Genomic DNA, 22,881 nt, shown 5'->3' on the forward strand with positions numbered 1-22,881 from the left:
AAAAAGATAACCAACGGAATGACCCAATAAATAAAGGGTTATAAATAGGAATATTATTAGTCTAATGAGTTTTAATAATTTAGAGTCCATAAAAAAATGAATTATTTGGTGTTTCTTAATTTGAGTTAAATCTTCATTTACATAGAGTAAAGACCAGCATTAAAATCATCGATTATTTTTTTTGCTTTAGTATAGTCCTCTTCTTTAACCTTTAGTTTTACGGAATTAACATCTCCAATCAAAACTCCCCATGGATTAAAAACAGACATTAATGACGAATCTTCAAAAACCATTATGGAGAAACTTTCGAGCAATGCTTTTAAAATTATTGCTTGTTCTCTACTACCTTGATGAATGGACATTCTGTTTTGTTGTTCTATCATTTTATTTGTTTTAATCGATAATCATAAAACCAACTTTGCTTTTATGATCTAAAATATTATGATTTAATCCTACTTTAAATATTAGATAGGAATAAATAAAATCTCCAATTGCCCCCAGAGTCATAGAAAAGCCAATAAATAAAAAAATGAAATTATTATGGAGAAATCCATAAACTGAAGGTAATAATCCTAATATGAAAAAAGGTGCAAGCGCAATAACTAACATCTTTTTGGATTGTAGAGGTTCAGTACAATTTGCATAGGGCATTAAGTACTTTTTTATGAAACCAAATTTTACCGATTTCCATCCTTTTTTTGAAAAAAGCGCCATAAAAAAACCATGTATAAGTTCATGTACAATTATTGCAATGAAAATAATTAAATTAGGAATTAATAGAATTAAAATAGTATTTACTTTTTTGTTATCGAAAATCTGAAACGATATTTTTATGTCCTTCAAGTTCTGAACAAAGAGCTCATTCCAGGTCAAATATAAAATCACTAAAAAAAGTAAAATAATAGGAATGCTAATTATTATTCCCAAAAACTGTACTTTTTTGGAATCAATGGAGATTTCTTTCATTTTCAATTATTTTATAATTTTCAATTTCTAATAACTCTTGTGGAATTTTAATTTTTTCAATTGACATTAATTCTATTTCAACCGTTTGGTTTATGTTATTAAAGTTTATCTCAGTTTTGTTGTAAGCCAAAATTTCATTTTTATCTAATGAAACGTTCATTAATTGATTTTTCATATTAAAATTAAAATAATCACAATAAGCTGTCTTGTTGAAATCAATATTAGAAATTGTTTTTATTAAACAATTAAAAGTATAATCTTCATTAAAACATTTATACAAATGAGATTCAAAGCCTAAGATATTTTCTGGATTTATTTCTTTTTTAATATTAAAAAAACCAATTGTTTTTGAAATAATTTCATTTTGTTTTTGAAAATTAGAAAAATCAATTTGGGATAAATGGGATGTTTCTGAATTTATTAGATAGATTTTATCAAGCTTCTTTATATAGATACTCTTTTTGTTTTCCAAAAATATTAGCACAATAGAATCATTGACTAATATTTTTTGCAAAATGTCTTTTTCTCCTAACTTTAAATTAAAAATTAAGCTATACATAGGTGTTTGTAAGTTATTTTAAGGTGGCATCTATAGACACCACCTCTAAATTAAAGTAATAAGGCACAAGCCATACCAGCTGCAAAGCATACGATAACAAGTCCAATCATTATACCTCCATCGATATCAATCATTTCTTCGTTTGATAATGGAGAAACATTCAGTTCAATTAAGTTTATCATTTTATATTTTTTTGTTGTTAAGAATAATAATATGCAATTGCACAGCCCACAGCAAAGCCTGCACACCATGCACCACCATAAATTAATAGAGGAGCAATTCCTCCTTCAACTTCTTGTATTTCCTGAGCATTAAGCTCAACTAAATTCAATTCTTCTAAATTCACTAATGCTAATTCCATAGTTTTAAATTTTAAAAATGTTAATTAATAAATTCAACAAAATCATTTTCTCGAGAACTATTTTGTTAAAGCAAATTTATCAGAGTTCCGTCTAATAAAATTGGACGGAAGTTTGAACCTCCAAAAATTTCTTTTGATTCGTCATCTTTTATAGTTTTAAGCGAAAAGTTTAATATCAATTCAAAAGAGGTTTCATAATAAAAACTTTCTCTTTTTTTGCAATATTTTAATGGCGCGTCTAATTCTTTAATTATATCCAATTCATTATAAAGCTGGCTTCTGCTCAAACTTAGCTTTTTTGCAAAAACACTTGGAGTACCTGTTTTTTCAGCAATAATTAATTTATGCATCCTTTTAATTCTTTCGATTTGCTTAATAAAAAACATAGTTTTACAGTATAAAAATTAATAAATCATTTATTACTTTAAGAATCTTCAACAAGTTATGTTAACTCTTTACAAATTGAGTTCTTTTTCAATAATGATGAAATTAAAACGGAAGTTTCTAAGGCATTGCTTCTAAAAGTTTTTAAAATATTAAAATAGGGTATTTGTAACATTCCTCACGAATGAGTTACTAATATTATACAGACATAAGATAAGTTTTGCTTAATTTAAAAGTAAGCACATTAATTAACAAACATTTAAAACCTTATGTATTATATTGCGCTTTCAAATTAAAATAGAAACGCTACTTTTGTGCGTTAAATACGAACTAAAAATACAAAATGGATATAGTTATCAAACTCTCTCAATTTCTATTGAGTTTATCTTTACTTATTATTCTTCACGAATTAGGGCATTTTATTCCTGCCAAATTATTTAAAACGAGAGTTGAAAAATTTTACTTATTTTTTGATGTTAAATATTCGCTGTTAAAAAAGAAAATTGGCGAAACAGAATACGGAATTGGATGGTTACCGCTTGGGGGTTATGTAAAAATCTCCGGAATGATCGACGAAAGTATGGACAAAGAGCAAATGGCACTTCCGCCGCAGCCTTGGGAATTTCGTTCTAAACCGGCTTGGCAGCGTTTAATTATTATGCTTGGCGGTGTTACGGTAAACTTTATTCTGGCGTTTATTATATATATTGGAATGGCTTTTGCTTACGGCGATACGTATGTGGCAAATGCTGATTTGAAAGACGGAGTTTTTATCGAAAATCCTGCAATGCTTAAAGCTGGTTTTAGAACCGGAGATAAAATCATTTCGATTGATGGTAAAACGGTTGAAAATTTTGACAGCGACATGAATATGAATGTTATCATGTCGAAACATATTTTGATTGAAAGAGACGGAAAACAGCAGACTATTAATATCCCAAATGATTTTGTTGATCAATTATCTAAATATGAAAAAGGTTTATTGATTGGTATCAGAATGCCTTTCGTTGTGGGTAAAATTTCTGAAGAATCTGAAAATACTTCTTTAAAACCAAAAGATATCATTGTAAGTCTGAATAATCAAAAAATAAAATATTTTGATCAGGCGAAAGCTGTTTTAGAAGCTAACAAAGGAAAAACAATTCCTGCTGTTGTATTACGTGATTTAAAAGAAACTCCAGTTACTGTTAAGGTTTCTAAACTAGGAAAATTAGGAATTGGTGTTGGCGGTTTAGGAATCGAATCTTTAGAGAAATTAGGCTACTATAAAATAAGTACCAGAGAATATAGTTTCTTTGAATCTATTCCGGTTGGAATTCAAAAAGGAAAAGATCAATTAGTAGGTTATGGAAAACAGCTGAAAATGATTTTTAATCCTGAAACAAAAGCTTACAAACAAGTGGGTGGTTTTGCAGCGATTTACAACATTTTTCCAAGCTTTTGGAGCTGGGAAACATTCTGGTCTATCACGGCTTTATTGTCAATTATGCTTGGAGTTATGAATTTATTGCCAATTCCGGCACTTGATGGAGGCCACGTGATGTTTTTATTGTATGAAATTATCAGCGGTAAAAAACCGAGTGATAAATTCCTTGAAAACGCCCAAATGGTTGGCTTCGTACTACTTATAGCGCTGCTTTTGTTCGCAAACGGGAACGACATTTATAAGGCAATTGTTAAGTAAAAAAATATTTTTTTAAAAAGAGTTAAAATATTTTTGAGAAACTAAAAAATCAATTATATTTGCACTCGCTAAAAAGAGCAACAACTTCCTCCTTAGCTCAGTTGGTTAGAGCATCTGACTGTTAATCAGAGGGTCCTTGGTTCGAGCCCAAGAGGGGGAGCAACTTTTTTTAGCAAACATATTTACCTTTAAGGTGATTCCTCCTTAGCTCAGTTGGTTAGAGCATCTGACTGTTAATCAGAGGGTCCTTGGTTCGAGCCCAAGAGGGGGAGCTTAAAAAAAGACGATCAAATGATCGTCTTTTTTTGTTTATACCTTTTTCTACTCAAAGTTTGTCATTTCGACTGAAAGGAGAAATCGCACTGGAAACTCTGCACAGTATATCAATCTTTGTCGATTAACTAGTACGATTTCTCCTTTCAGTCGAAATGACAAAACTGAGTGTTTTTCTAATTGATTATAAAATTTCCAAATTACTCTTTTTAATTGCACCCAGAATCAATTTGTGCTTAATTTATTCTCTTTTAAATATAGCCCATGATTGAAATCATGGGAAACATGATACAAATCGTGATAAATTTATTGTCTAAACATTGCGTTCCTGCGGTTTCAACCGCAGGCTATGTTTATTATATGGCGTAAAACCTTTATTACGATTTAATTCCTTGCTGTTTTTTAAAATTTCATCATTCCCCACCTATTTCTACTCTATCTCAAACGCAGCCCGTGGTTTCAATCGCTGGAAACGCAATACAAATTATAAAAAATGTATTACCCAAAAATTGCATCTCAGCGGTTGAAATCGTGGGCTATGTTTAATTATTTATTGATTCAGGTTTTTACTATCAAACAATTTCATCATTTCATCGGCCTTTTCAGTTTCGTTTATTGCTTTTAAACATTGAGCGTATCTAAAATAATAAATCGTGTCTAGATTTTCATCCAGAGTAAATAAATCTGCATAATATTTAACCGCATCTTCAAAATCGCTTTCAAAATAATACTTATCTGCAACTTTTCTAAGCAAGTCTATCGATTTGAAGCCTTTGTCTACAACATTGGTGTAAGTCTCTAAAATATCTATTTTTACAAACTTCTCGGTATATGCCGGAGCAGTAACCTCAACTTCGACTGATTTAATAGTCTCAACATCTGCATCAGCCATATCTTTAGACGGTAAAATTGTATTTGCAGTTCTTACTTTTGGTCTTTTATATATTGGTGTTACGGTTCTGGTATTATTTGGACCAAGATCATTTGTATAAACCATATCCAGCTTTGAAACTTCGTACTTGGTGGTTCTTTTTCCAAAGGGCATATTAATAACTTCTACAACCAAATACGACTCTATATCACGATCTTCGGTTGGTTTGCTGTCAAATTTAAAAGGCGCTCTTCGAGTGTCTGCGTTTGCTATCATATAATTGGTCTGCTGAGCAAAACAACTTAATGAAAACAAACCGGCAAAAGCCGCAAAATGTAGTAAATATGTTTTCATAAGTAATTAAATTAAAATTGATACTCCATAAAACACTATATAAAGCTACTGATTTTGTGACGTTTATGCACTACTTCAACCATGAAATGCTTATAAAAACGATTAAGTGTGCGTTTTGCTTTTTTGCCCAACGCTTATTGTTTTTATAATTTTAGTTTTTAATTATTCCTTGTGCGAAAAATTGTATTTTTGTTTTGTCCCGAAATCGAAGCAAATTGTATCACACAAAAACAACTTGTATTTTACAGCACCAATACTTTTTTCAGGAATTTTAAATATCTTTGAATTATGAGCACACTAACAAAACCAAATCATATAGGGCGAAAAATAAGCCGTATTCGTGAACTTCGCGATATGAAGCAGGAAGCTTTGGCGCAGGCTTTAGGCACGAGCCAGCAGACTGTTTCTGCTATTGAAAACAGCGAAACAATTGATGATGAAAAACTTCAGGCAATTGCCGAAATATTAGGCGTGACTGTTGAAGGAATTAAAAATTTCTCTGAAGAAGCGGTTTTAAATATTATTGGAAATACTTATCAAGATAATGGTATTGTGAATGCCGGGCTTAATTATAATTGTAATTTCAATCCTCTTGATAAAGTTGTGGAACTTTATGAGCGTTTGATTCAGTCTGAAAAAGATAAAGTTGAATATTTGGAGAAGTTGTTGAAAGGGAAGTAATCGTTTTGTAAAAAATTCGAATCCACATAAATTATTAAAAAAGACTATCATGAAAATGATGGTCTTTTTTGTTCATACTTACTAAAATTTCGTTGTTATGGAAAACCGTAAAATAAATAATAAACAACAGTAGATCTTTGTCTTAAATAGAAACAAGTGTCAAAACAGGTATTTATACTTGTCGATAATTGTTAAATAAATATTTTATTTAGCACTCTGTTTTTTATATTCATAACAATCAATAAAATATGGATTACAAATATCAATTAATAGTTTTAGGATCTACTGGTAAAATTACTAATACAGTATTAGACACTTTATGGCAACGAGTCAAAGATTTGGGGGTTTCAACATCAAAATTCATAATTATTGATGAATTAAATTTCAAAAGAGAATATACAGCAAATTGCCCTGCGTTCTGTATTTACTTTGGAGATTTAACTAACAATCATAAAAACCTTGACATAATAAAAAAACTAATAAATGACGGAACTCTTATCATTCCTTTTTTTTATAATGAATTAGATTTCCAATCTGAAATTCCAGAGGTTTTACACAATCATAATGGTTTTTTATATAATGCCTTAGATGATATTGAAAGAATTGTTTCATTAATACTAGAAGGTTTTTCATTATTGAGGAACTCTAGAAAAATATTTATAAGCTACAAAAGGAATGAATCAAGATCTGTTGCAATACAACTTTTCGAAGAATTTGAAAAAAAAGGCTTTGATGTTTTTCTAGATACGCATAGTATTAGACCAGGCGAACCTTTTCAAGAAGAATTATGGAACAGAATGACAGATTGTGATGCAATTGTACTTTTAAATACAGAAAAATTTTTAGCGAGTAAGTGGTGTAAAGAAGAAATAGCTGAAGCTAATTGTAAATTAATTGGAATTGTACAATTAATATGGCCTAATCACAAATTAGAAAGCATGGCTGAATTATGCCTACCTATAAACTTAAAAGATAGTGATTTTATAGACGGAATATATAATGATAAGGTTTTAAGCCAATTAAAAAAAAATGTAGTCAATGAGATTACAAGTAAGGTTGAGTCAATTAGAGCTAGAAATTTAGCTTCTCGACAAGATAATATTATAACAGAATTCACGAGTGCGTCAAAAAATTTAAATTTAAACATAACCCTACAGCCTGAAAGATACATAAACCAAAAATTAGCCGATGGTAGAGATAGAATTTTTATTCCAACCGTTGGTATTCCTCACTCTTTTAGCTGTAACCAATCTGAAGATTTAATTGCAGAGATCAAAAAACACAATGTAGAGAGCATATATCTTTTGTATGACCATATCAGAATTAGAGACAAATGGTTAAAACATCTTGACTGGTTAAATAAACATCTAACAGTTAAAACATTAAAAATTAAAAATGTAGAATTATGGCTGAATCACAATTAAAAAAAATATTTCTTTCTGCGAGTATTCCTTTACCAGAAAGAAATCCTGAATTCTATGAAACCGCTGACTTTATAGCAATTAGAGATTCGATAAGAGCTTTATCAACAATCATAATTCCTAAATATCATCTAATATGGGGAGGGCATCCATCTATTACACCTATTATAAGATATGTTTTAAGTAGAATGGATACTGATTTAAAAAGATACGTTACATTATATCAATCGAATTTTTTCGAAAAATATTTCCCAAAAGATAATTTCGATTTTGAAAACATTGTATTGACTGAACAACTTTCGACTAAAGAAGAAAGTCTAAAATTAATGCGAACAAAAATGCTATCTGAAAATAATTTTTCTGCTGGGATTTTTATTGGAGGAATGGATGGAATTATAGATGAATATTTCATGTTCAAAAAATATAATCCAGACGCTTTGGTAATTCCTGTCGCTAGTACTGGAGCAGCTACAAAAATCTTATATGATAATTATATAGAGGACAAAAATGAAAGACTGATTACTGATTATTCATATATGTCTTTATTCAACGATTTACTTTTAAAACAAATATAAAATGGGTAAGAAAATTTTTGTGTCGTACAAATATGCCGACGACAAAGTAGAAGGATTGCCAGATCTGCCATTTGGTACAATAACAACAGCTAGACATTATGTAGATTTAATTCAGGAAAAGCTTGATGAAGAAACAGACCATATTTATAAAGGAGAAAATGATGATGAAAGCTTAGAAAGCTTAGCTGACTCAACAATTAGCTCAAAACTTGGCGATAAAATTTTCGACAGCACCATTACAATTGTATTAATTTCTAAAGGAATGAACGAAAACACCAAAGATTCAGATCAGTGGATACCATGGGAAATATCATATTCATTAAAAGAACAATCCAGAGATGGGAGAAGTAGTAAAACGAATGCAATTTTAGGCGTTGTTTTACCTGACAATAGTGGTAGTTATAGTTATTATTATAGACACAATCCATTATGCAACAGCACTACCCATTTTACAAATCAACTATTTGACATATTAAAAGAAAACATGTTTAATCTTAAAAATCCAGAAACAAGAAGTTGCAATGGATCAACAATTCATGAAGGAGAATCTTCTTTTATAAAAACGATTCAATGGGATAAATTTATTGAAAATATAGATTTTTATGTTAATAAGGCTCTTGAAATATGTGAGAATAAAAGCAATTACAATATTAGAAAAAATGTATAATGCCTTGCAAACATATATCTTAAATAAATGATTAATTTGCTTAAAGATTGAATATTTCAAATTCTAAAAAAAATAAGACTAAATATCTCAAAAAAAATAGCGCTGCAAAAACTGCAGCGCTACTTAATTTAAAAAAATCAGGATAAAATTATACCCCTAATTTCTTAGCAATTTCAGCAGGAATTCCACCTTTGTTTACCATTAAGGCAGTTGTTTTATATTTTACGAAATTTTTGGTAACGAACAAGAAACCTTTGTAATCGTTTGTTTCTCCCCAAGAATTTTTTACAATATAATATTCTTTTCCTGTTTGATCTTTTGCAAGACCAATAATGTGCATTCCGTGATCGTCTGTTGTACCGTAATTGTCAAACGCAGCCTGACGCATTTCTGGAGTAATTTCCGGTTCTGCTTTTGGTCCGTTAAACATATCTGCTTTTTCTTCGGCAGTCATGTCGTCAAATTTCTTTGTTGGAACATAAGCAACACCATTTTTCCAGCTGAAGCTTTTCTCGCTTACGTCTGTCGCCCAAGCAACAGTATAACCTTTTTTCAATGCATTGTCGATAACATCTGTCATGTCGTTTACTTTTACATTGTAAACCTGATCTAATGACCAGTTGTCTGGCACGGCAAGAACTGTTTTTTGGTAATAAGGAGAAGTTGTAAATGAAGACATTTCTACATATTCGTCAGGATTAATTCCCACCACTTCTTTAGCAAAAGACTGCGGTGTATAATTTTTCCCTTTGTAATTGAAGTTCTCCGGCACTTTTCCTAAATAAGAATCAATAACAGCAGCGTATGCTTTTTGCCAGTTTGGTGTTAACTCTCCGTTTGGATTTTTAACCACCGCAGCCAAAACACCTTCGATAAGTGCAGACATTTCGGCAAATTTATTTTTATCTGTTCCGTAGTTCAAACCAGTGTAAACTTCTCTTGGTACGGTTCCGTATTTTTTGTACATATTAATTACGTCGTGCAGCGAACCTCCGTCACCTAAAGTGATCGCGCCGTGCATACGAACATAATTTACTCCTTTGTCAACATACACATTTCTTGCAGAAAAAACCTGAGAAAGCTCAACAGGCTGTTTTCCTAAACGAATCATTTCTGACTCTAAAAATGAGTTTGATGCATAACTCCAGCAAGTTCCAGATGAACCCTGGTTTTTAATCGACGTTGTTCCTAAGTTAACTACTTCAGTGAATTTAAAAGCTTCTTTACTTTTATCACTCGCATTTAGCTTTAAGGAATTTACCAAAATGTCCTGCGCAAAACAGCCGCTTACTCCAACCAAAAAAGCAGATGCCGCGAAAACTGATTTCATCGTATTTTTATACATAATCAAAGATTTAAATAGTTGCTTTATTAGTAGCTCGTATTATATTTTTGTTACAAAACAATTAAATATTCACTAAATAAACTATTATTTAACAGTTAATGTTTATACAATGTTTTTATTAAACAATTAAATCTTACAAATTATACAAAAACATAATATGTTTAGAATCAAATCTTTTTTGACTTTATATGCAAATAAATAGTATTTTGTCTGTACTTTAGAAGAATACATGCACCGAATTAAAATAAACCGTTCGCTTTCGCTCATACAATCCCATGAAAGTAATTTAACCGAAACAGCCCTCGAATGCGGATTTGCAGATCAAAGTCATTTTATTAGAACGTTTAAAAGCCAAACGGGATTTCTGCCAAAACAATTTCAAAAATTATAAAGAGGCAAATTTCATTCTATTTTTTGTTTTCAACTCAATTTATCTTTGCTTCAAATTAATAAACCAAACTGATGGAAACTTTAACTACAAAACAAAAAATATTCCATTTCCCGTTAACCAAAATTATTTTAGGATTAATTGCTTGTCTTTTAATAATTAATATTGGGCAGTTTTTTGCGGGGAAATTATTACTGCAAACTTCTCTTGACAAAGATTATAGAAATCTTATAAAAGGAATTATTGTGTGCGGTTTAGCTTTAATAAGTTATATTGACTTTTTTAAATATTATGAAAAAAGAGCCATAACAGAATTAACTATTAAAGGTTTTGCCAAAAATTTAATCATCGGAATTTTAATTGGTGCGGTTTTGCAATCGCTGACTATTTTGGTAATTTATTTTAATGGTGATTATAGGGTTCTTTCTGTAAATCCTTTTTCGTTTATCATCATTCCGCTTACAATTGCTTTTACTGCTGCCATTATCGAAGAGATATTGGTTCGCGGAATCCTTTTTAGAATTATGGAAGAAAAACTGGGAAGTTATGTGGCACTTATCATTTCGGCACTAATTTTTGGCGCTTTGCATTTGGCAAACGAACACAGTACTTTGCTTTCTGCTTTGTGTATTGCGATTGAAGCCGGATTACTTTTGGGTGCGGCTTTTATTTATACAAGAAACTTATGGTTTCCTATTGCGATTCATTTTGCGTGGAATTTTATGCAGTCGGGAATTTTTGGAGCGATAACATCTGGAAATTCTAAAACGAATAGTTTACTGGTTTCTAAAATTCAGGGTTCTGAATTTATTACGGGAGGAGAATTTGGTCCCGAAGGATCAATTCAGGCTGTTATTTTCTGCTCTTTGGCCGCCATTATATTATTAGCCTTGAGCCAAAAAGAAAATAAAATTATTAAGCCTTATTGGAAGAAATAATTTCACACGAATTTCACGAATTATATTTAAATTCCCGATAGTTACTATCGGGAATTTACTTTTTACTTTTTACAATTAATAATTATCTAAGCCAGTTACTTCCAAAAACTATGTAATATGCCCAGTCTTCGGGGCCTTTTGCTACGTCGACACCCATGCGGAGTTTGAATTTTCGGGCTAATAAATACCTAAATCCTGTTCCGTAGCTGTAAACAACGGGTTTTGCAAAGGCTTTATCCCAATCGTTAAAAGCACTTGCGAGGCCTCCGTAACCCATAAGGCTCCATCTTCGGTATAAATCCCATCGCAATTCGGCTTCGGTAACAATACTGGTTTTTCCCTGATATCGGGCAGCGGGAATTCCGCGTAAATTAATTCCGGGCAATAAATAAAAAGGCGGACTCCCAAACGCCTGCTCTCCTTCTACCCTAAGCCCGCCTATTAATTTTTTTGTTAATGGATAATATCCTATTGCCGATAAATTGACGCGCCAGGCATCGTAATTGCTTCCTATTGCATCATCTGACCAAAAGAAATCTGACTGAAGCCGGATTCCTTTATCTGGTGTAAATATATTGTCGCGTCCGTCAAACTGAATCGCCGCTCCCACCTGACTTACTGTACTTTTAATGTCTTTTGGCTGTACAAATGGCGGCGGAAGATCTACATCTGGCAGATTAATTTTTGAGTTTAAAAAGAGGTATTGCGGCCCTGCACTCCACTTTGCATTTCTAAATTGTTTTAGCCATTGTGTATAAAAAATAGTTGACTTAAAATTGAGTTTAAATTCCTCATCGCTTGCATTGGGCAGATTGTTGGCATAAAAAGATAAATTCATATCGCCATAACCAGCCATAACACGATATAAGATTCTTGATTTGACTAAAGTTGCAGACCTAAAAGCGCCTGCCATCCAGCTTTTATTTTCGGTATACATACCAATTCCTCCCGTTATGTCTGGGTTTATAAACCGTTTTTTACCATTTTCGTCTACAACAGGCGGGCGTTTTTTAAGAAAAACGGGAACTATTGCACCTCCAATTCCACCCAAAGCAGGTTCTGTAATAACAGTAGGAACGACAATAAAACCATGTGCATAAATAATATAATCACTTAAATCAAAAGCTCCGTCAAGAGAATCTTTTGCCGTAATGTGAGGCTTTTGTGCGTTTATCGTTGTAAATGAAAAAAAGCAGAAAACAAAAATGAAAACCATTTTATGGAAAAATTTCCTATTTTTTAGGGAAGAATATAAATATATATTTCTCATTCAAATCAATTTAAATCTAATAGTATTCATTTAAAAACATCAACTCAAATCGTTTTACTGTTATCCCTTTTTTTCTTTTGCAAGACTAAATACATGGGCAAGTGTTAGGAAAAAAGTATTTCCCTGAAAACGGCTTTCGGCTCCAATTTCTGAAACCCAGCGAAGTCCTGCAGAAGTTTTACATCCAATATGAAAATAATTTACTTCGGCACCCAAACCTCCAACTTTATCTTTTTCTGGCTCAAGTACTAAATTGCCCACCGGAATTTTGTCATTTGAAACTTTATATTGCAGATAATAAATTAAACCTGCATTTAGTATTCCGCTTGGAGCAGTTTTCGCAGCATTGAGCGTGTAAAAGGTTTTACCTAAACCTCCTTCAACACTTAAAATATCTCCAGTTTTTATATCCGTATCTTTCTTTTTTCCGTTTATTTCATATGATGCTAATGCTGAAAAATGAAATGTTTTTTTATCATTAAAATACACTGTTGATCCTGCAGAAAATTCATTCATCAACATTCCTAAACCGGCATTATCTGAAGCTCCCGCTGTATATCTTCCGGTTGGCAGGTAAAGCTGGTAACTAAAAACAAAATCGGCTCTTTTGTTGTGCCAGCCTAATTGAAGCGGCTGTACGTACATATCTGTAAAAGCAAGCGAGTTTTTTGAATCAATACTATTTCCCTGAATTGTGTTTGAAGCAAAAGCCAGTAAGATAGTGGCTCCGTAATTTGCGCCTAAAATTTTAAAATCGCTTACATAATTAGCCCCAACTCCGGTAATAAACATTGAAATATCAGGATTTGCTATAGATTCGTTACCGTCTGCATTTCTTAAGGAACCTGCATCATATAAGTAACCCGGTACGTAAACACTTAATGTATTTGCCGGAGTCTGAGTTCCTGATTGAAGACCCATCGATCCCAAAATATGCCCCCCTTTTAACTGTGCATTTCCCAAAAAGCAGGCGAACAGAAATGATAAGGTTGCTACTATTTTTATTGTTTGGTTTTGTGTTAATTTCGTTTTCATTGTTTTTCTCTTTAAATTATGAGGCGTTATAAGTAATCTATACAAACTCAGTTTGTAGATTGTTTAAAAAAATAAGAATTGCTTTTTTCAGGATTAATCCTGATTACTCTAAAATATTCAGAAGGAGATTTACCTGTGTGTTTTATAAAAGCCCTAAAACATGTTGTTCTGGATTTAAAACCAGAGGCCCAGGCCATTCCTTCGAGTGAAAGATCTTTCCAGTCAGAATCGTTTATTTTTTCTTTAAAATATCCGATTCGTTTTAAATTTATATAGTCCTGAAAATGCAGATTGAATTCAGAATTAATTAAACTGGAAAGATTGTTTACGGTAATTCCAGTTTCTTCTGAAATATCACGTATTACCAGATCTTTCTTTAAAAAGAGTTTTTTAGAATCAAAAATACTTTCCAGTTTGGCCAGATACAGCTGTCTTTTTTCGAATGTTAACTCTTTTACTATTGGCAATGAATTTTTAGTTTCCTGCGAAGCATAAGCTATCAGATTTTCATTGACAAAATCTAATGTTTCGTTTTCATTTGCATCATAAAAAATCTGCGGCTTAAAATAAAGCCAGCCAACCGTAAATATTAAAACAGATGAAATAAGAATGTAGCAGGATAAATCTACGTTATCGACATTATTAATTAAAAAGAAATGTACAAAAAGCGTTGAAAACAAAAACAATATTACCAGGTTATAAACCCTGATCCAGTTTAAAATCTTTATTCTCTGCGAATGATTCTCTTTAAATTTTTTAATGTCGTAATTTAAAATCATCATGGTCTGGCAAAATGCATACATAAGCCAAACACTAAGGCTTAACATCGAAAAAGGGTTTTTAATTTTTACTGAAAGATAATCTATCAAATAAACATTGGTATAATTTCCTATCCAGACCACAATTGTCAGTGAGAAATAGATGAGGAATGGCAGGAAATGAAACCAGTCGTATTTTTTGAAAGATGTATTAGGGAATAAAACGTTTCTAACATATAAAAATGCACAGGGTGCTGCTAAAAAAATAAAGGATTTTGTGATCATAAACAGATCCGGGAAATCTTTAAAAACATTTGCCGATAGGTAAAAATTATAGATACTTACTAATGCAAGGCTAAACAAAAACAGTCCTAAGAAAAAACTTTTAGAATAGTTTTTCTTCGAAAAAAGAACCATAAACGAAGTCGCAAAACCTACAATCGTAGCTATAAAAAAGAAAAGCGAAAGCACTATATCGGTCATATATTTTAAACTTTAATGAGTTTATTCCTTTTTCTTTGAGAAGTAATTTTCAAAGAAAATAAAATGTGCGTTTTATAGGCTGTACTTATCAAAATTGAAAGTACAGCCTATTCTGTTTTAAATATTAATTCTAAACTATTTTTTTACAGCACCGGGAGGAAATCCTTCTAAGATTTTTTTGATAGAACTATTTATAAATTCTTCAGGATTGTCTGGTTTACTGTCAATTTGAGCATTTCCAACTCCCTGCCAAAGTAATTTTTGTGTTTTTGTAGAAACTATATCAATAACCAGCGAACCGTCGACATAATCATAAGTATTAAATGTTGTCGTGCCGCCGCCCATCATAGCTCCGCCGCCCCAATATCCATAAGGACGGTACATTCCGCCATAACCGTAGAAATTAGAATCTGCTGTAACTTGTGTTTTATTTTTTAAGATAGAAACTGCATTTACTTTTAAATCAGGATTTGAACTTTCTTTAAATCCTTTTGCAATCATTTCTGCACGAATTGCATTTGTAACACGGTCCACATTTAATTGGTTTACCTGGCCTTCCTGTGCCTTTAAATCATAAACTGCAAAAGTTTTATATTCACTAAAATTTGCAGAGTGATCGTAATCTGTTGTAACTTTTACAGTTGGAGAACAACCGTAAATTAAACCCAAAAATAAAATTGGGATAATGCGAAAATTTTTTCTTTTAATATTCATTTTGTAGAATTTAAATTAATGATTAATTACTTAACTGGAAATTATTAATTCTGAAAATCTTGAATGAACGATTAAGGGTCTGATAAAACGTAATTTAAACACAATTGCCTACGTAACAGTATTTTAACAAACATTCAAAGATAATCATTTTATTTAATTGATATAAATTTTTTAGCAAAAAATTCTTACTTATTTACAATTGCCATATTTATCCTGCACAAATTATGTTTCTGAAGAAACAGGCAGTCTTCCTTCTTTTATGGCCTTTATCATTTTGTTGTAATCTAATTCATTTTGATCTGCATATAAAATGGAAAATGTCGAAACTGCATTGGCAAATTCATGACCATCACCAATATATCCAGATAATATTGAGGGATCTCCGGAACGTGCATGCGCTCTCGCAAGTGCCCATCCGCAGGCTTTGGCATAATCTGTAAGGTTTTCTTCTTTCATTATTTCAAGAATGGGTTTGACTTTGGCATCACGAAGCTGACGGATGTAAAAAAATCTTCCTTTATCATCATTTGTCCATCCTAAAAATATATCCGAGGCAGACTGCATTAACTTTTGTCCCATTACGATTCGCTCTCCCTCATGGTTGTATCTTCTTTTAACTTTTACATATTGTTCTAACACGCTTTGTCTTGCTTCTTTAAACTGCAAAAAAATGGGTTCGCCCGTTGCAGACATTAGTAAACTGATTCCACAAAGCGTTCCTACACTTCCTACGCCTACCACTTTTATGGCAAAGTCATGCATAGAATATCTGCTTAGCAGGACTTGTTTGTCTTCTGGTAATGATTCAATATAGCGTTTATGTACTAGTTCAGCCTTTTTTAAAATTCGTTTTTCATCATTTCCGGACGAATGAAATATCAAAGGCGGTTCGTCTTTTATTCGCGCCCGAACTCCGTCCTGATAAGTCATCTTTGCAAATTCTTTCTCATGTGCCGTATATTCAGCTGCTTTTTTTATTCGTTTTTGATGAAACTCTTTTATTTCTTCATCTTTTCCGAGTTCGATAAGTTCTGCCAGATCAATATCAGCATACCAAATTTGAAGTGCTGATAATTTGCTGTATTCCAGCATATGTCTTTTATAACTATCTGCCACATGCCAGGCAAATTCTTTATTGCTTTTATTAGAAAATTTCAGCCATCTTCCTGCAATAGCAAAACTTGCGGCTAATCGTTTTACATCCCATTCCCACGGGCCCTGAAAAGTTTCATCAAAATCATTTATATCAAAAACTAATTTACGCTCTGGTGTGGCAAAACCTCCAAAATTCATTAAATGGCAATCGCCGCAAAGCTGTAAATCAATTCCTGTATTTGGAGTTTGCGCCAAATCTGCTGCCATAATTGCCGCTGCACCACGAAAAAATGCAAATGGCGATTCCATCATTCTCCTGTATCGAATTGGCAGCAGGCTTTCTATTCTTCCAATGCTGGTTTTTATCAAAATATCGATAGGATCTTCCCTGTTTTCAGATGGAGTAAATTCCTTATGTGAAGCGTGCAGCACAATTTTTCTGATCGCTGCACCTTTCTCATAGCGTTCTGCTTTTGATGCCAGTGGATCAAATGAAATTTCTGTTTTATCTGTTGTTTTTTCGACCATAAAATAATTCTTATTTCACTTCTTCAACATCTCCCATTTTCCATGTTTTGTCAAAAAATCCCTTCTCTGGTCCATAGAAACGTGCCAGTAATTCAAATTTTCTTTTTGGATCTGTCGGAACCCAGTTTGCTTCTTTACCTGCAGGGGCTTTTGCTCCAAAATAAATATCTACAGAACCGTCACTGTTTTTTTGAAGTCCTGGCGATGTTGATGCACGGCTGAAATATTTCATGTTTTTAATAAGTGCATGCGTTTCACGATCGTAAGCTGTTACAGACCAATATAATTTTACAGGTACTTTTGGCGGTAAGTGCAGCTGATATAATTTTGATCCATCAAGTGACTGTCTTTTATCATCTTTAATTGTCATTAAATAAAATTGTCCTGTGCCGAGATGTTTTGCACTAAAATAGGCCATTGAGTAACTTATGGCTCTTTCACTAACCGGATATATATCAGGAACCGTATAATTAGACGATATTGCTTTTACAACGTCTTGAGAAGCTGGTAATGCCCAATTAGTTCCCTCATAAAAAGGCAGTTTAAAAATAGCTTCATAACCTTTATCAAGATAAATGTGTGCGTCTTTTGCCGCCGCATCCAGAATTTCTTTTTTTCTCGCATCAGCTTCAAAAGTTTTTCCTTTTTCAATACCAATCGATTTTAAAAAATCAACCATTACCAAATCTCGTGCTAACCAGGGTTCACGCTGCACAAATTGATTCAGTATTTCAAAAAAATGAAAATTATACGGAATCGTATTAGTGAAATCAACCCCAAGTAAATCAGTAAACTTAGTTGCCGGAGAATTTGCTGCCTGAGAATAGGGATAAATTTTGATACGTTTTCCGTAATCAATCGCACGTTTAACATCACCTGGGCTTCCATCAGTAAGATTCGAACGAAGAATTGCAAAACCGGTATAGGTTGATGAAGGCATTGGAATATATCCTGCCGGCACTTTATCTTTATAATCTGGAGGCAAAATCAAATACTTTCCTCCTTTTCCTTTATCTATTCCTGCCGGACCAATATCTTCAATTGCAGTCTGCCAGCCATCATCTAAACTTCCCGTTAAAGAAGAATTGCCTTCTGCAGGCGGAATTTCTAACACAACCGCCCCTTTTCTTGTATCATACAAAGGATTTATGTATACAACATCGGGATTAGGAGTTAAGGTTTGATTTTTTGAATTTATTAAACCTGACCAATAAACTATCTGATTGTAATCACCTTTTACTTTTACAAGACTTTCATACAGTAATTCTGAATTAACTGCTGGCATTCCCCAAATAACAGCTTCAACTGCACGGTTATACACAATTTGTTCTTCAATATTTGCTGGCTTAAATTGCGTTATTTGTCCGTTGTCTGCAACATCTTGTTCTTCATTTTTTGTAGTAGATTTTGCACAAGATACTAAATAGACAATTATTATTAGGGATAAAATTTTTGATTTCATACTTTATTTTTTAGTGATTAAAAAAATTAACTATGCATATTAAGACCCTGGAAAAACAAATGCAAGTATGGCTCGTAATCCCCAATCTGGTTTGGATTCAGAAGGGCCCGTAATTGGAATTAAAGGTGAAATAGCAAACTGAACCACCTGATCGCCTAATTTTGTAACGGCACCAATAGAAGGATTTAATGATATTAATGTCGTTTTTGCATTCCAATTTTGTGTTATTTCGGCATTTACACCTAAACTGGCACCGCTTTTATAGCTGTGAGAAAGAAATATCTGGGTGTAAAACTGATTAAAATCGGCACGGTCTTCATTTCCGGCAACTGACCAGATTTGATTGGCAATGAAACCTACTGAAAGTCCTTTTCCCTGATGCATTACTAATGCACTTGGGCCTACTCCAAATTTTTCTGTTCCCAATAATTCATCTGTTGCTGTTGGAATTAAAAATGCCGGACCAATACCAAAAATTAGACCTTTTGTTTTAGGGGCAAAAAAAGCCGTAACTGTTGCGTCGCTTAACCCAAATTGATGGGTATTGTTTCCTGTAATATCTCTTTGGTCTACGACTGGCAATATATAGCGGGTAATTAAATTTAGGTTTTCTGTTAATTTAAAAGGAATTACCGGCTGTATATTTATAGTATATTTTGATCCGTTAAAAGGACCAATACCATAATTTAAATTATTCTGCAAAGGCACACTAATTAAACTTGCCACGGGATTTGCCAATTTATCTGCCAATTCCTGTGCGCTAGCTCCTGCTTTGGGTACAGCTTCCTGAGCAGAAACAACAAAGAATAAAATAAAAAACAGGATGCTGAAAAATAATTTCTGACTGATATATCTGATTCGTTTCATAGCTGTATTTTAAGATTTTAATCAATCTAAAAATCCAAATGAAACAACCTTAGACAAACAAAAGCTGCTTCATTTGAGATTTTAACTAATTCAAATTATTTATCTGCCAAAACTTTTTTCCAGTCGTCTTTAATACTTACCACATGCCACTTATTTTTTGCAGCTGTACTTAATGACAAATTATCTTTTTCCTGATAACTGTATTCTCTGATGGAATCGTTATGGTTTACTAATAATTGAAATGACGGATATTTGTTTCCCTGCGAATATTTCAGCATGGCAATATCACCTGCGCCGCCTTCATTTCCGCAGGCAAAAACCGGACGCTGACCTATATGCAGTTGTATGCCTGCGGGTTTGCCTTCTTTATCATTAAAATGATCCAAAACTGGTTCTCTCTGCACTGCATTTTTAGCATCATCATATTTGTATTTAAAAGAAGTTCCCACGACCTGATCTTTTGGAATACCATAATAATCCTGAGATATTGCTCTCACAACTTCAATTGTACCACCTGTTACGATATAGGTTTTAAATCCGTTTGCTCGGAGATAATTCAGCAGCTCTAATTGCGGCTGATAACGTATTTGTTTTATAGGAACATTTTTACCGGGATAAGCTGCCGTTTTAAAAAAATCATTTACTGCTGTTTCAAATTCGTCTTCGGTCATTCCGGTATGTGTTGCAGCAACAAGTTCTATCAGAGCTTTGTCACCTCCTTTTTCAAAAAAAGCTTTGTCTTTTTCAATTACTGCTTTAAATGGTTGTTTTTGTGCGAGGGCTGGGTTAGCCTGCACCATTTTTTTTACCTGATAAAAAGCAAATAATTCCTGAACATATGGCTTTTCTGCCCATAATGTCCCGTCATTGTCAAAAGTGGCAATTCTATCTTCGATGGGAATAAAATCTGGACTACCTTCTTTTGTGACTTTTTCGACATAAGCAATTATATCTTTTTTCAAAACTCCATCATTCCAGCTTGGTAAGGGATTACTGCTGGTTGCTATAACAGTAGTGCTGTCTTTAGGATTGACTGCAGTCGTGTTTTCATTTTTTTTACAGGAAATGAGTAAAAATAAAAAGAGTGGCAATATATATATTTTTCTATACATGATATTGATTTTTAATTTATAGAGCTTGAACTAGGAGATAATTCAAGCTCTATCAAGCATTATTTTTCTACTTCTTCTTTTTTGAATCTGCTGCTTCTTCCTCTTTTAATTTAGGCATCACATTTTTTTCTATATATTTTTGTGCCTTAATATCTTTCATTGCTTCTTCCATAATAGTATATGCAGAGAAACTCGGCGGAATTGATCTTGGTGGATATTCTTTAAATGTTTCAGCAAATGCAACCACATCTTGTATTGCTCCATACATCAGTTGCACATGATTCAATTGATAATCCCAGAATGTATTTGAAGTAATATCAGCTCTTTCAAAAGGATCTTGGTACAAATTGAATATCTTTTGTAAACGCAGTTTGGTAAAGGGCTCTGCCCATACTCCCATTGTACCCCCCAAACGCTGTTCTGCAAAAACATATTTATAATCGCCTTCTCTTAAACCAACCAAAAGACCATCATCATCTGTATAAAAGAATTTATCTCTTGCGCTTTTTTGTGTTTTACCACGTAAAAAATTACTTTGGTCAAAACCGTCTAAATGTATTTTATATGTTTTCCCGTTCGCAGTATACCCTTTTAAAAGTTTATTAGTTATATCTGGTTCTCCTGCTATTGATGCAAAAGTTGGAATCCAGTCATTATGACTCATTAATTCTGTAGTTACAGTTCCTGGTTTAATAACTCCTGGCCAGCGTACGATACAAGGTACACGGAAAGCTCCTTCCCAGTTGGTGTTTTTTTCTGAACGAAATGGTGTCATTGCTCCATCAGGCCATGTGTTCATATGTGGGCCATTATCTGTAGAATACACAACAATAGTATTATCTGCGATTCCTAAATCATCCAGGGCTTTTAAAATACTTCCAATAGTTTCATCATGTTCAATCATACCATCGATATATTCACTATCCCCATGTGTATATCTCCCCCTATGTTCTGCTCTAACATGCGTACGAAGGTGCATACGTGTGGCATTGAACCAGCAGAAAAATGGCTTACCCGCTGCATTTTGTCTTTTAATAAAATCAATTGCTGCTGCCGAAGTTTCATCATCTACAGTTTCCATTCTTTTTTTAGTAAGTGCTCCGGTATCTTCTATTTTTTGTTTTCCAACTTTTCCAAAACGAGGATCAACAGTGGCATCATCTGTACTTGTCGCCGTACATTTTAATACACCTCTTGGTCCAAACTTTTTCAAGTATTCTGGATCTTTAGGATAATCCGGCAATTCTGGCTCTTCTTCTGCATTTAAATGATACAGGTTCCCGAAAAATTCATCGAAACCGTTTACAGTTGGTAAATTCTCATTACGATCTCCTACGTGGTTTTTACCAAACTGACCTGTTGCATATCCTAAGCTTTTCAAAATTCCTCCAATAGAAGGATCTAGCTGACTCATTCCCATTGGTGCTCCAGGAAACCCTACTTTTGTAAGTCCGGTTCTAAGACCATGCTGTCCTGTTAAAAAAGCTGCACGTCCTGCAGTACAACTCTGTTCTCCATAATAATGAAGAAAACGTAATCCTTCATTGGCTAAACGATCAAGATTAGGTGTTGTATACCCCATAAGTCCATCACTATAGGCACTAATATTAGTAGTTCCAATATCATCACCCCATAGTACCAAGATGTTGACTTTTTTATTCTGAGCTGTCACCTGAACAATTGTGAAGCATACTAGTGTGAAAAGCACTATAGCGTTTCTAAATTTACTTTGTTTCATAGTAATAAGATTTGTTAATAATTTTTGTTTATATAATTGTTTTCATGAAAAAAATCAAACTATAACTTTGCTAAAATGAGCAAATAGCAATCTATATTAAAAGCAATTTCTTATAACAAGTTTGCCGTTGTCGTTGGGAGAATTTGCAACAGCAATTTTTTAACGTTTTGTTAAGTATCTCAAAATTAAGTAATAAAAACACGAATTATCCTATTTTTAAGGTTTTACATTGTTGCAAGTTATAATTTGCAACATGAAAGCTATTTTATTTTGCTCCATGATGTTGCAAATTATAATTTGCAACGGGTCTAAAATTTAATCAAAACAGAATTTCAGGTGTCATTAATTTCTT

Annotated in this window: 23 protein-coding genes, 2 tRNA genes and 1 pseudogene; 9 read left to right on the forward strand and 17 right to left on the reverse strand. The window is 32.7% G+C overall.

The features are described 5' to 3' along the window. Positions 1-137: 137 nt before the first annotated feature. The 6 genes from LUU93_RS02275 to LUU93_RS02295 all read right to left on the reverse strand — a co-directional run bounded on the left by LUU93_RS02275 (position 138) and on the right by LUU93_RS02295 (position 2,236). Positions 138-383 (reverse strand): hypothetical protein, encoded by a 246-nt coding sequence (locus tag LUU93_RS02275; protein WP_232677745.1) that lies wholly within the window; start codon positions 381-383, stop codon positions 138-140. A 10-nt stretch (positions 384-393) separates the two neighbouring features. Beyond that, positions 394-966 (reverse strand): DUF3267 domain-containing protein, encoded by a 573-nt coding sequence (locus LUU93_RS02280; RefSeq protein WP_232677747.1) that lies wholly within the window; start codon positions 964-966, stop codon positions 394-396. Continuing rightward, positions 947-1,525, reverse strand: a complete 579-nt coding sequence (locus LUU93_RS02285; protein ID WP_232677749.1) for a hypothetical protein — start codon at positions 1,523-1,525, stop codon at positions 947-949. The genes LUU93_RS02280 and LUU93_RS02285 overlap by 20 nt, the downstream gene beginning before the upstream one ends. Positions 1,526-1,575: 50 nt before the next feature. Beyond that, positions 1,576-1,707: a hypothetical protein gene (locus tag LUU93_RS21690; protein ID WP_255669383.1), complete on the reverse strand. Its 132-nt coding sequence runs from the start codon at positions 1,705-1,707 to the stop codon at positions 1,576-1,578. A 17-nt stretch (positions 1,708-1,724) separates the two neighbouring features. Beyond that, the gene (locus LUU93_RS02290; RefSeq protein ID WP_232677752.1) at positions 1,725-1,886 is read right to left on the reverse strand and encodes a class IIb bacteriocin, lactobin A/cerein 7B family; all 162 of its coding nucleotides are present in this window, start codon (positions 1,884-1,886) and stop codon (positions 1,725-1,727) included. A gap of 65 nt (positions 1,887-1,951) precedes the next feature. Then, the gene (locus LUU93_RS02295; protein ID WP_232677756.1) at positions 1,952-2,236 is read right to left on the reverse strand and encodes a hypothetical protein; all 285 of its coding nucleotides are present in this window, start codon (positions 2,234-2,236) and stop codon (positions 1,952-1,954) included. Between the two features lie 377 nt (positions 2,237-2,613). Between LUU93_RS02295 and rseP the strand changes: the two genes are divergently transcribed. The 3 genes from rseP (at position 2,614) to LUU93_RS02310 (ending at position 4,226) form a co-directional block, all read left to right on the forward strand. Then, entirely contained in the window at positions 2,614-3,954 is a 1,341-nt protein-coding gene (gene rseP, locus LUU93_RS02300) for an RIP metalloprotease RseP (protein ID WP_232677757.1), read from the forward strand. 86 nt (positions 3,955-4,040) lie between these two features. Continuing rightward, positions 4,041-4,114, forward strand: a tRNA-Asn gene (locus LUU93_RS02305). A gap of 38 nt (positions 4,115-4,152) precedes the next feature. Then, positions 4,153-4,226 (forward strand) — tRNA-Asn (locus LUU93_RS02310). Positions 4,227-4,777: 551 nt separating this feature from the next. Here LUU93_RS02310 and LUU93_RS02315 read toward each other — a convergent pair. Further along, complete coding sequence (locus tag LUU93_RS02315) at positions 4,778-5,452, reverse strand: tetratricopeptide repeat protein (RefSeq protein ID WP_232677758.1); 675 nt, start codon at positions 5,450-5,452, stop codon at positions 4,778-4,780. Between the two features lie 288 nt (positions 5,453-5,740). On the opposite strand from LUU93_RS02315, the gene LUU93_RS02320 reads away from it, so the two are divergent. From LUU93_RS02320 to LUU93_RS02335, 4 genes are all read left to right on the forward strand, one after another. Then, positions 5,741-6,133 (forward strand): helix-turn-helix domain-containing protein, encoded by a 393-nt coding sequence (locus LUU93_RS02320; RefSeq protein WP_232677761.1) that lies wholly within the window; start codon positions 5,741-5,743, stop codon positions 6,131-6,133. 248 nt (positions 6,134-6,381) lie between these two features. Next, the gene (thcB4, locus tag LUU93_RS02325; RefSeq protein ID WP_232677767.1) at positions 6,382-7,557 is read left to right on the forward strand and encodes a Thoeris type III anti-phage system protein ThcB4; all 1,176 of its coding nucleotides are present in this window, start codon (positions 6,382-6,384) and stop codon (positions 7,555-7,557) included. After that, positions 7,539-8,129, forward strand: a complete 591-nt coding sequence (gene thcA / locus LUU93_RS02330; RefSeq protein WP_232677768.1) for a Thoeris type III anti-phage system protein ThcA — start codon at positions 7,539-7,541, stop codon at positions 8,127-8,129. The genes thcB4 and thcA overlap by 19 nt, the downstream gene beginning before the upstream one ends. Position 8,130: 1 nt before the next feature. Continuing rightward, positions 8,131-8,796, forward strand: coding sequence for a TIR domain-containing protein (locus tag LUU93_RS02335; protein ID WP_232677769.1), 666 nt, complete (start codon positions 8,131-8,133; stop codon positions 8,794-8,796). A gap of 148 nt (positions 8,797-8,944) precedes the next feature. On the opposite strand, the gene LUU93_RS02340 is transcribed toward LUU93_RS02335, so the two are convergent. Further along, positions 8,945-10,141, reverse strand: coding sequence for a C1 family peptidase (locus LUU93_RS02340; protein ID WP_438821634.1), 1,197 nt, complete (start codon positions 10,139-10,141; stop codon positions 8,945-8,947). A 223-nt stretch (positions 10,142-10,364) separates the two neighbouring features. Between LUU93_RS02340 and LUU93_RS21815 the strand changes: the two are divergent. Both LUU93_RS21815 and LUU93_RS02345 read left to right on the forward strand, forming a co-directional pair. Further along, positions 10,365-10,532: pseudogene (locus tag LUU93_RS21815) on the forward strand (helix-turn-helix domain-containing protein); the annotation flags it as partial. A gap of 71 nt (positions 10,533-10,603) precedes the next feature. Beyond that, positions 10,604-11,467 carry a CPBP family intramembrane glutamic endopeptidase gene (locus tag LUU93_RS02345; RefSeq protein WP_232677773.1) on the forward strand — a complete coding sequence of 288 codons (864 nt, stop codon included), beginning with the start codon at positions 10,604-10,606 and terminating at the stop codon, positions 11,465-11,467. Between the two features lie 82 nt (positions 11,468-11,549). Here the strand turns inward: LUU93_RS02345 and LUU93_RS02350 are convergent, their stop codons facing one another. The 9 genes from LUU93_RS02350 to LUU93_RS02390 form a co-directional block, all read right to left on the reverse strand. Beyond that, positions 11,550-12,683, reverse strand: a complete 1,134-nt coding sequence (locus tag LUU93_RS02350) for a BamA/TamA family outer membrane protein (protein WP_232677775.1) — start codon at positions 12,681-12,683, stop codon at positions 11,550-11,552. A gap of 114 nt (positions 12,684-12,797) precedes the next feature. Continuing rightward, on the reverse strand, positions 12,798-13,772 hold the full coding sequence (locus tag LUU93_RS02355) for a SphA family protein (protein WP_232677780.1): 975 nt from the start codon (positions 13,770-13,772) through the stop codon (positions 12,798-12,800). Between the two features lie 47 nt (positions 13,773-13,819). Next, positions 13,820-15,013 (reverse strand): helix-turn-helix domain-containing protein, encoded by a 1,194-nt coding sequence (locus LUU93_RS02360; RefSeq protein WP_232677781.1) that lies wholly within the window; start codon positions 15,011-15,013, stop codon positions 13,820-13,822. A gap of 135 nt (positions 15,014-15,148) precedes the next feature. Then, entirely contained in the window at positions 15,149-15,727 is a 579-nt protein-coding gene (locus LUU93_RS02365; protein ID WP_232677782.1) for a DUF4136 domain-containing protein, read from the reverse strand. A gap of 222 nt (positions 15,728-15,949) precedes the next feature. Then, a complete protein-coding gene (locus LUU93_RS02370; RefSeq protein WP_232677783.1) occupies positions 15,950-17,350 on the reverse strand; it encodes a DUF2252 domain-containing protein in 1,401 nt (466 codons plus the stop codon). Positions 17,351-17,360: 10 nt separating this feature from the next. Further along, entirely contained in the window at positions 17,361-18,812 is a 1,452-nt protein-coding gene (locus LUU93_RS02375) for a DUF1254 domain-containing protein (RefSeq protein WP_232677784.1), read from the reverse strand. A 39-nt stretch (positions 18,813-18,851) separates the two neighbouring features. Continuing rightward, positions 18,852-19,679 carry a hypothetical protein gene (locus LUU93_RS02380; RefSeq protein WP_232677787.1) on the reverse strand — a complete coding sequence of 276 codons (828 nt, stop codon included), beginning with the start codon at positions 19,677-19,679 and terminating at the stop codon, positions 18,852-18,854. 95 nt (positions 19,680-19,774) lie between these two features. Next, a complete protein-coding gene (locus LUU93_RS02385; protein ID WP_232677790.1) occupies positions 19,775-20,791 on the reverse strand; it encodes an HAD family hydrolase in 1,017 nt (338 codons plus the stop codon). A gap of 67 nt (positions 20,792-20,858) precedes the next feature. Continuing rightward, a complete protein-coding gene (locus tag LUU93_RS02390; RefSeq protein WP_232677791.1) occupies positions 20,859-22,529 on the reverse strand; it encodes an arylsulfatase in 1,671 nt (556 codons plus the stop codon). Between the last annotated feature and the right edge of the window lie 352 nt (positions 22,530-22,881).

The sequence above is a fragment of the Flavobacterium soyae genome (assembly GCF_021245985.1).
Classification (GTDB): domain Bacteria; phylum Bacteroidota; class Bacteroidia; order Flavobacteriales; family Flavobacteriaceae; genus Flavobacterium; species Flavobacterium soyae.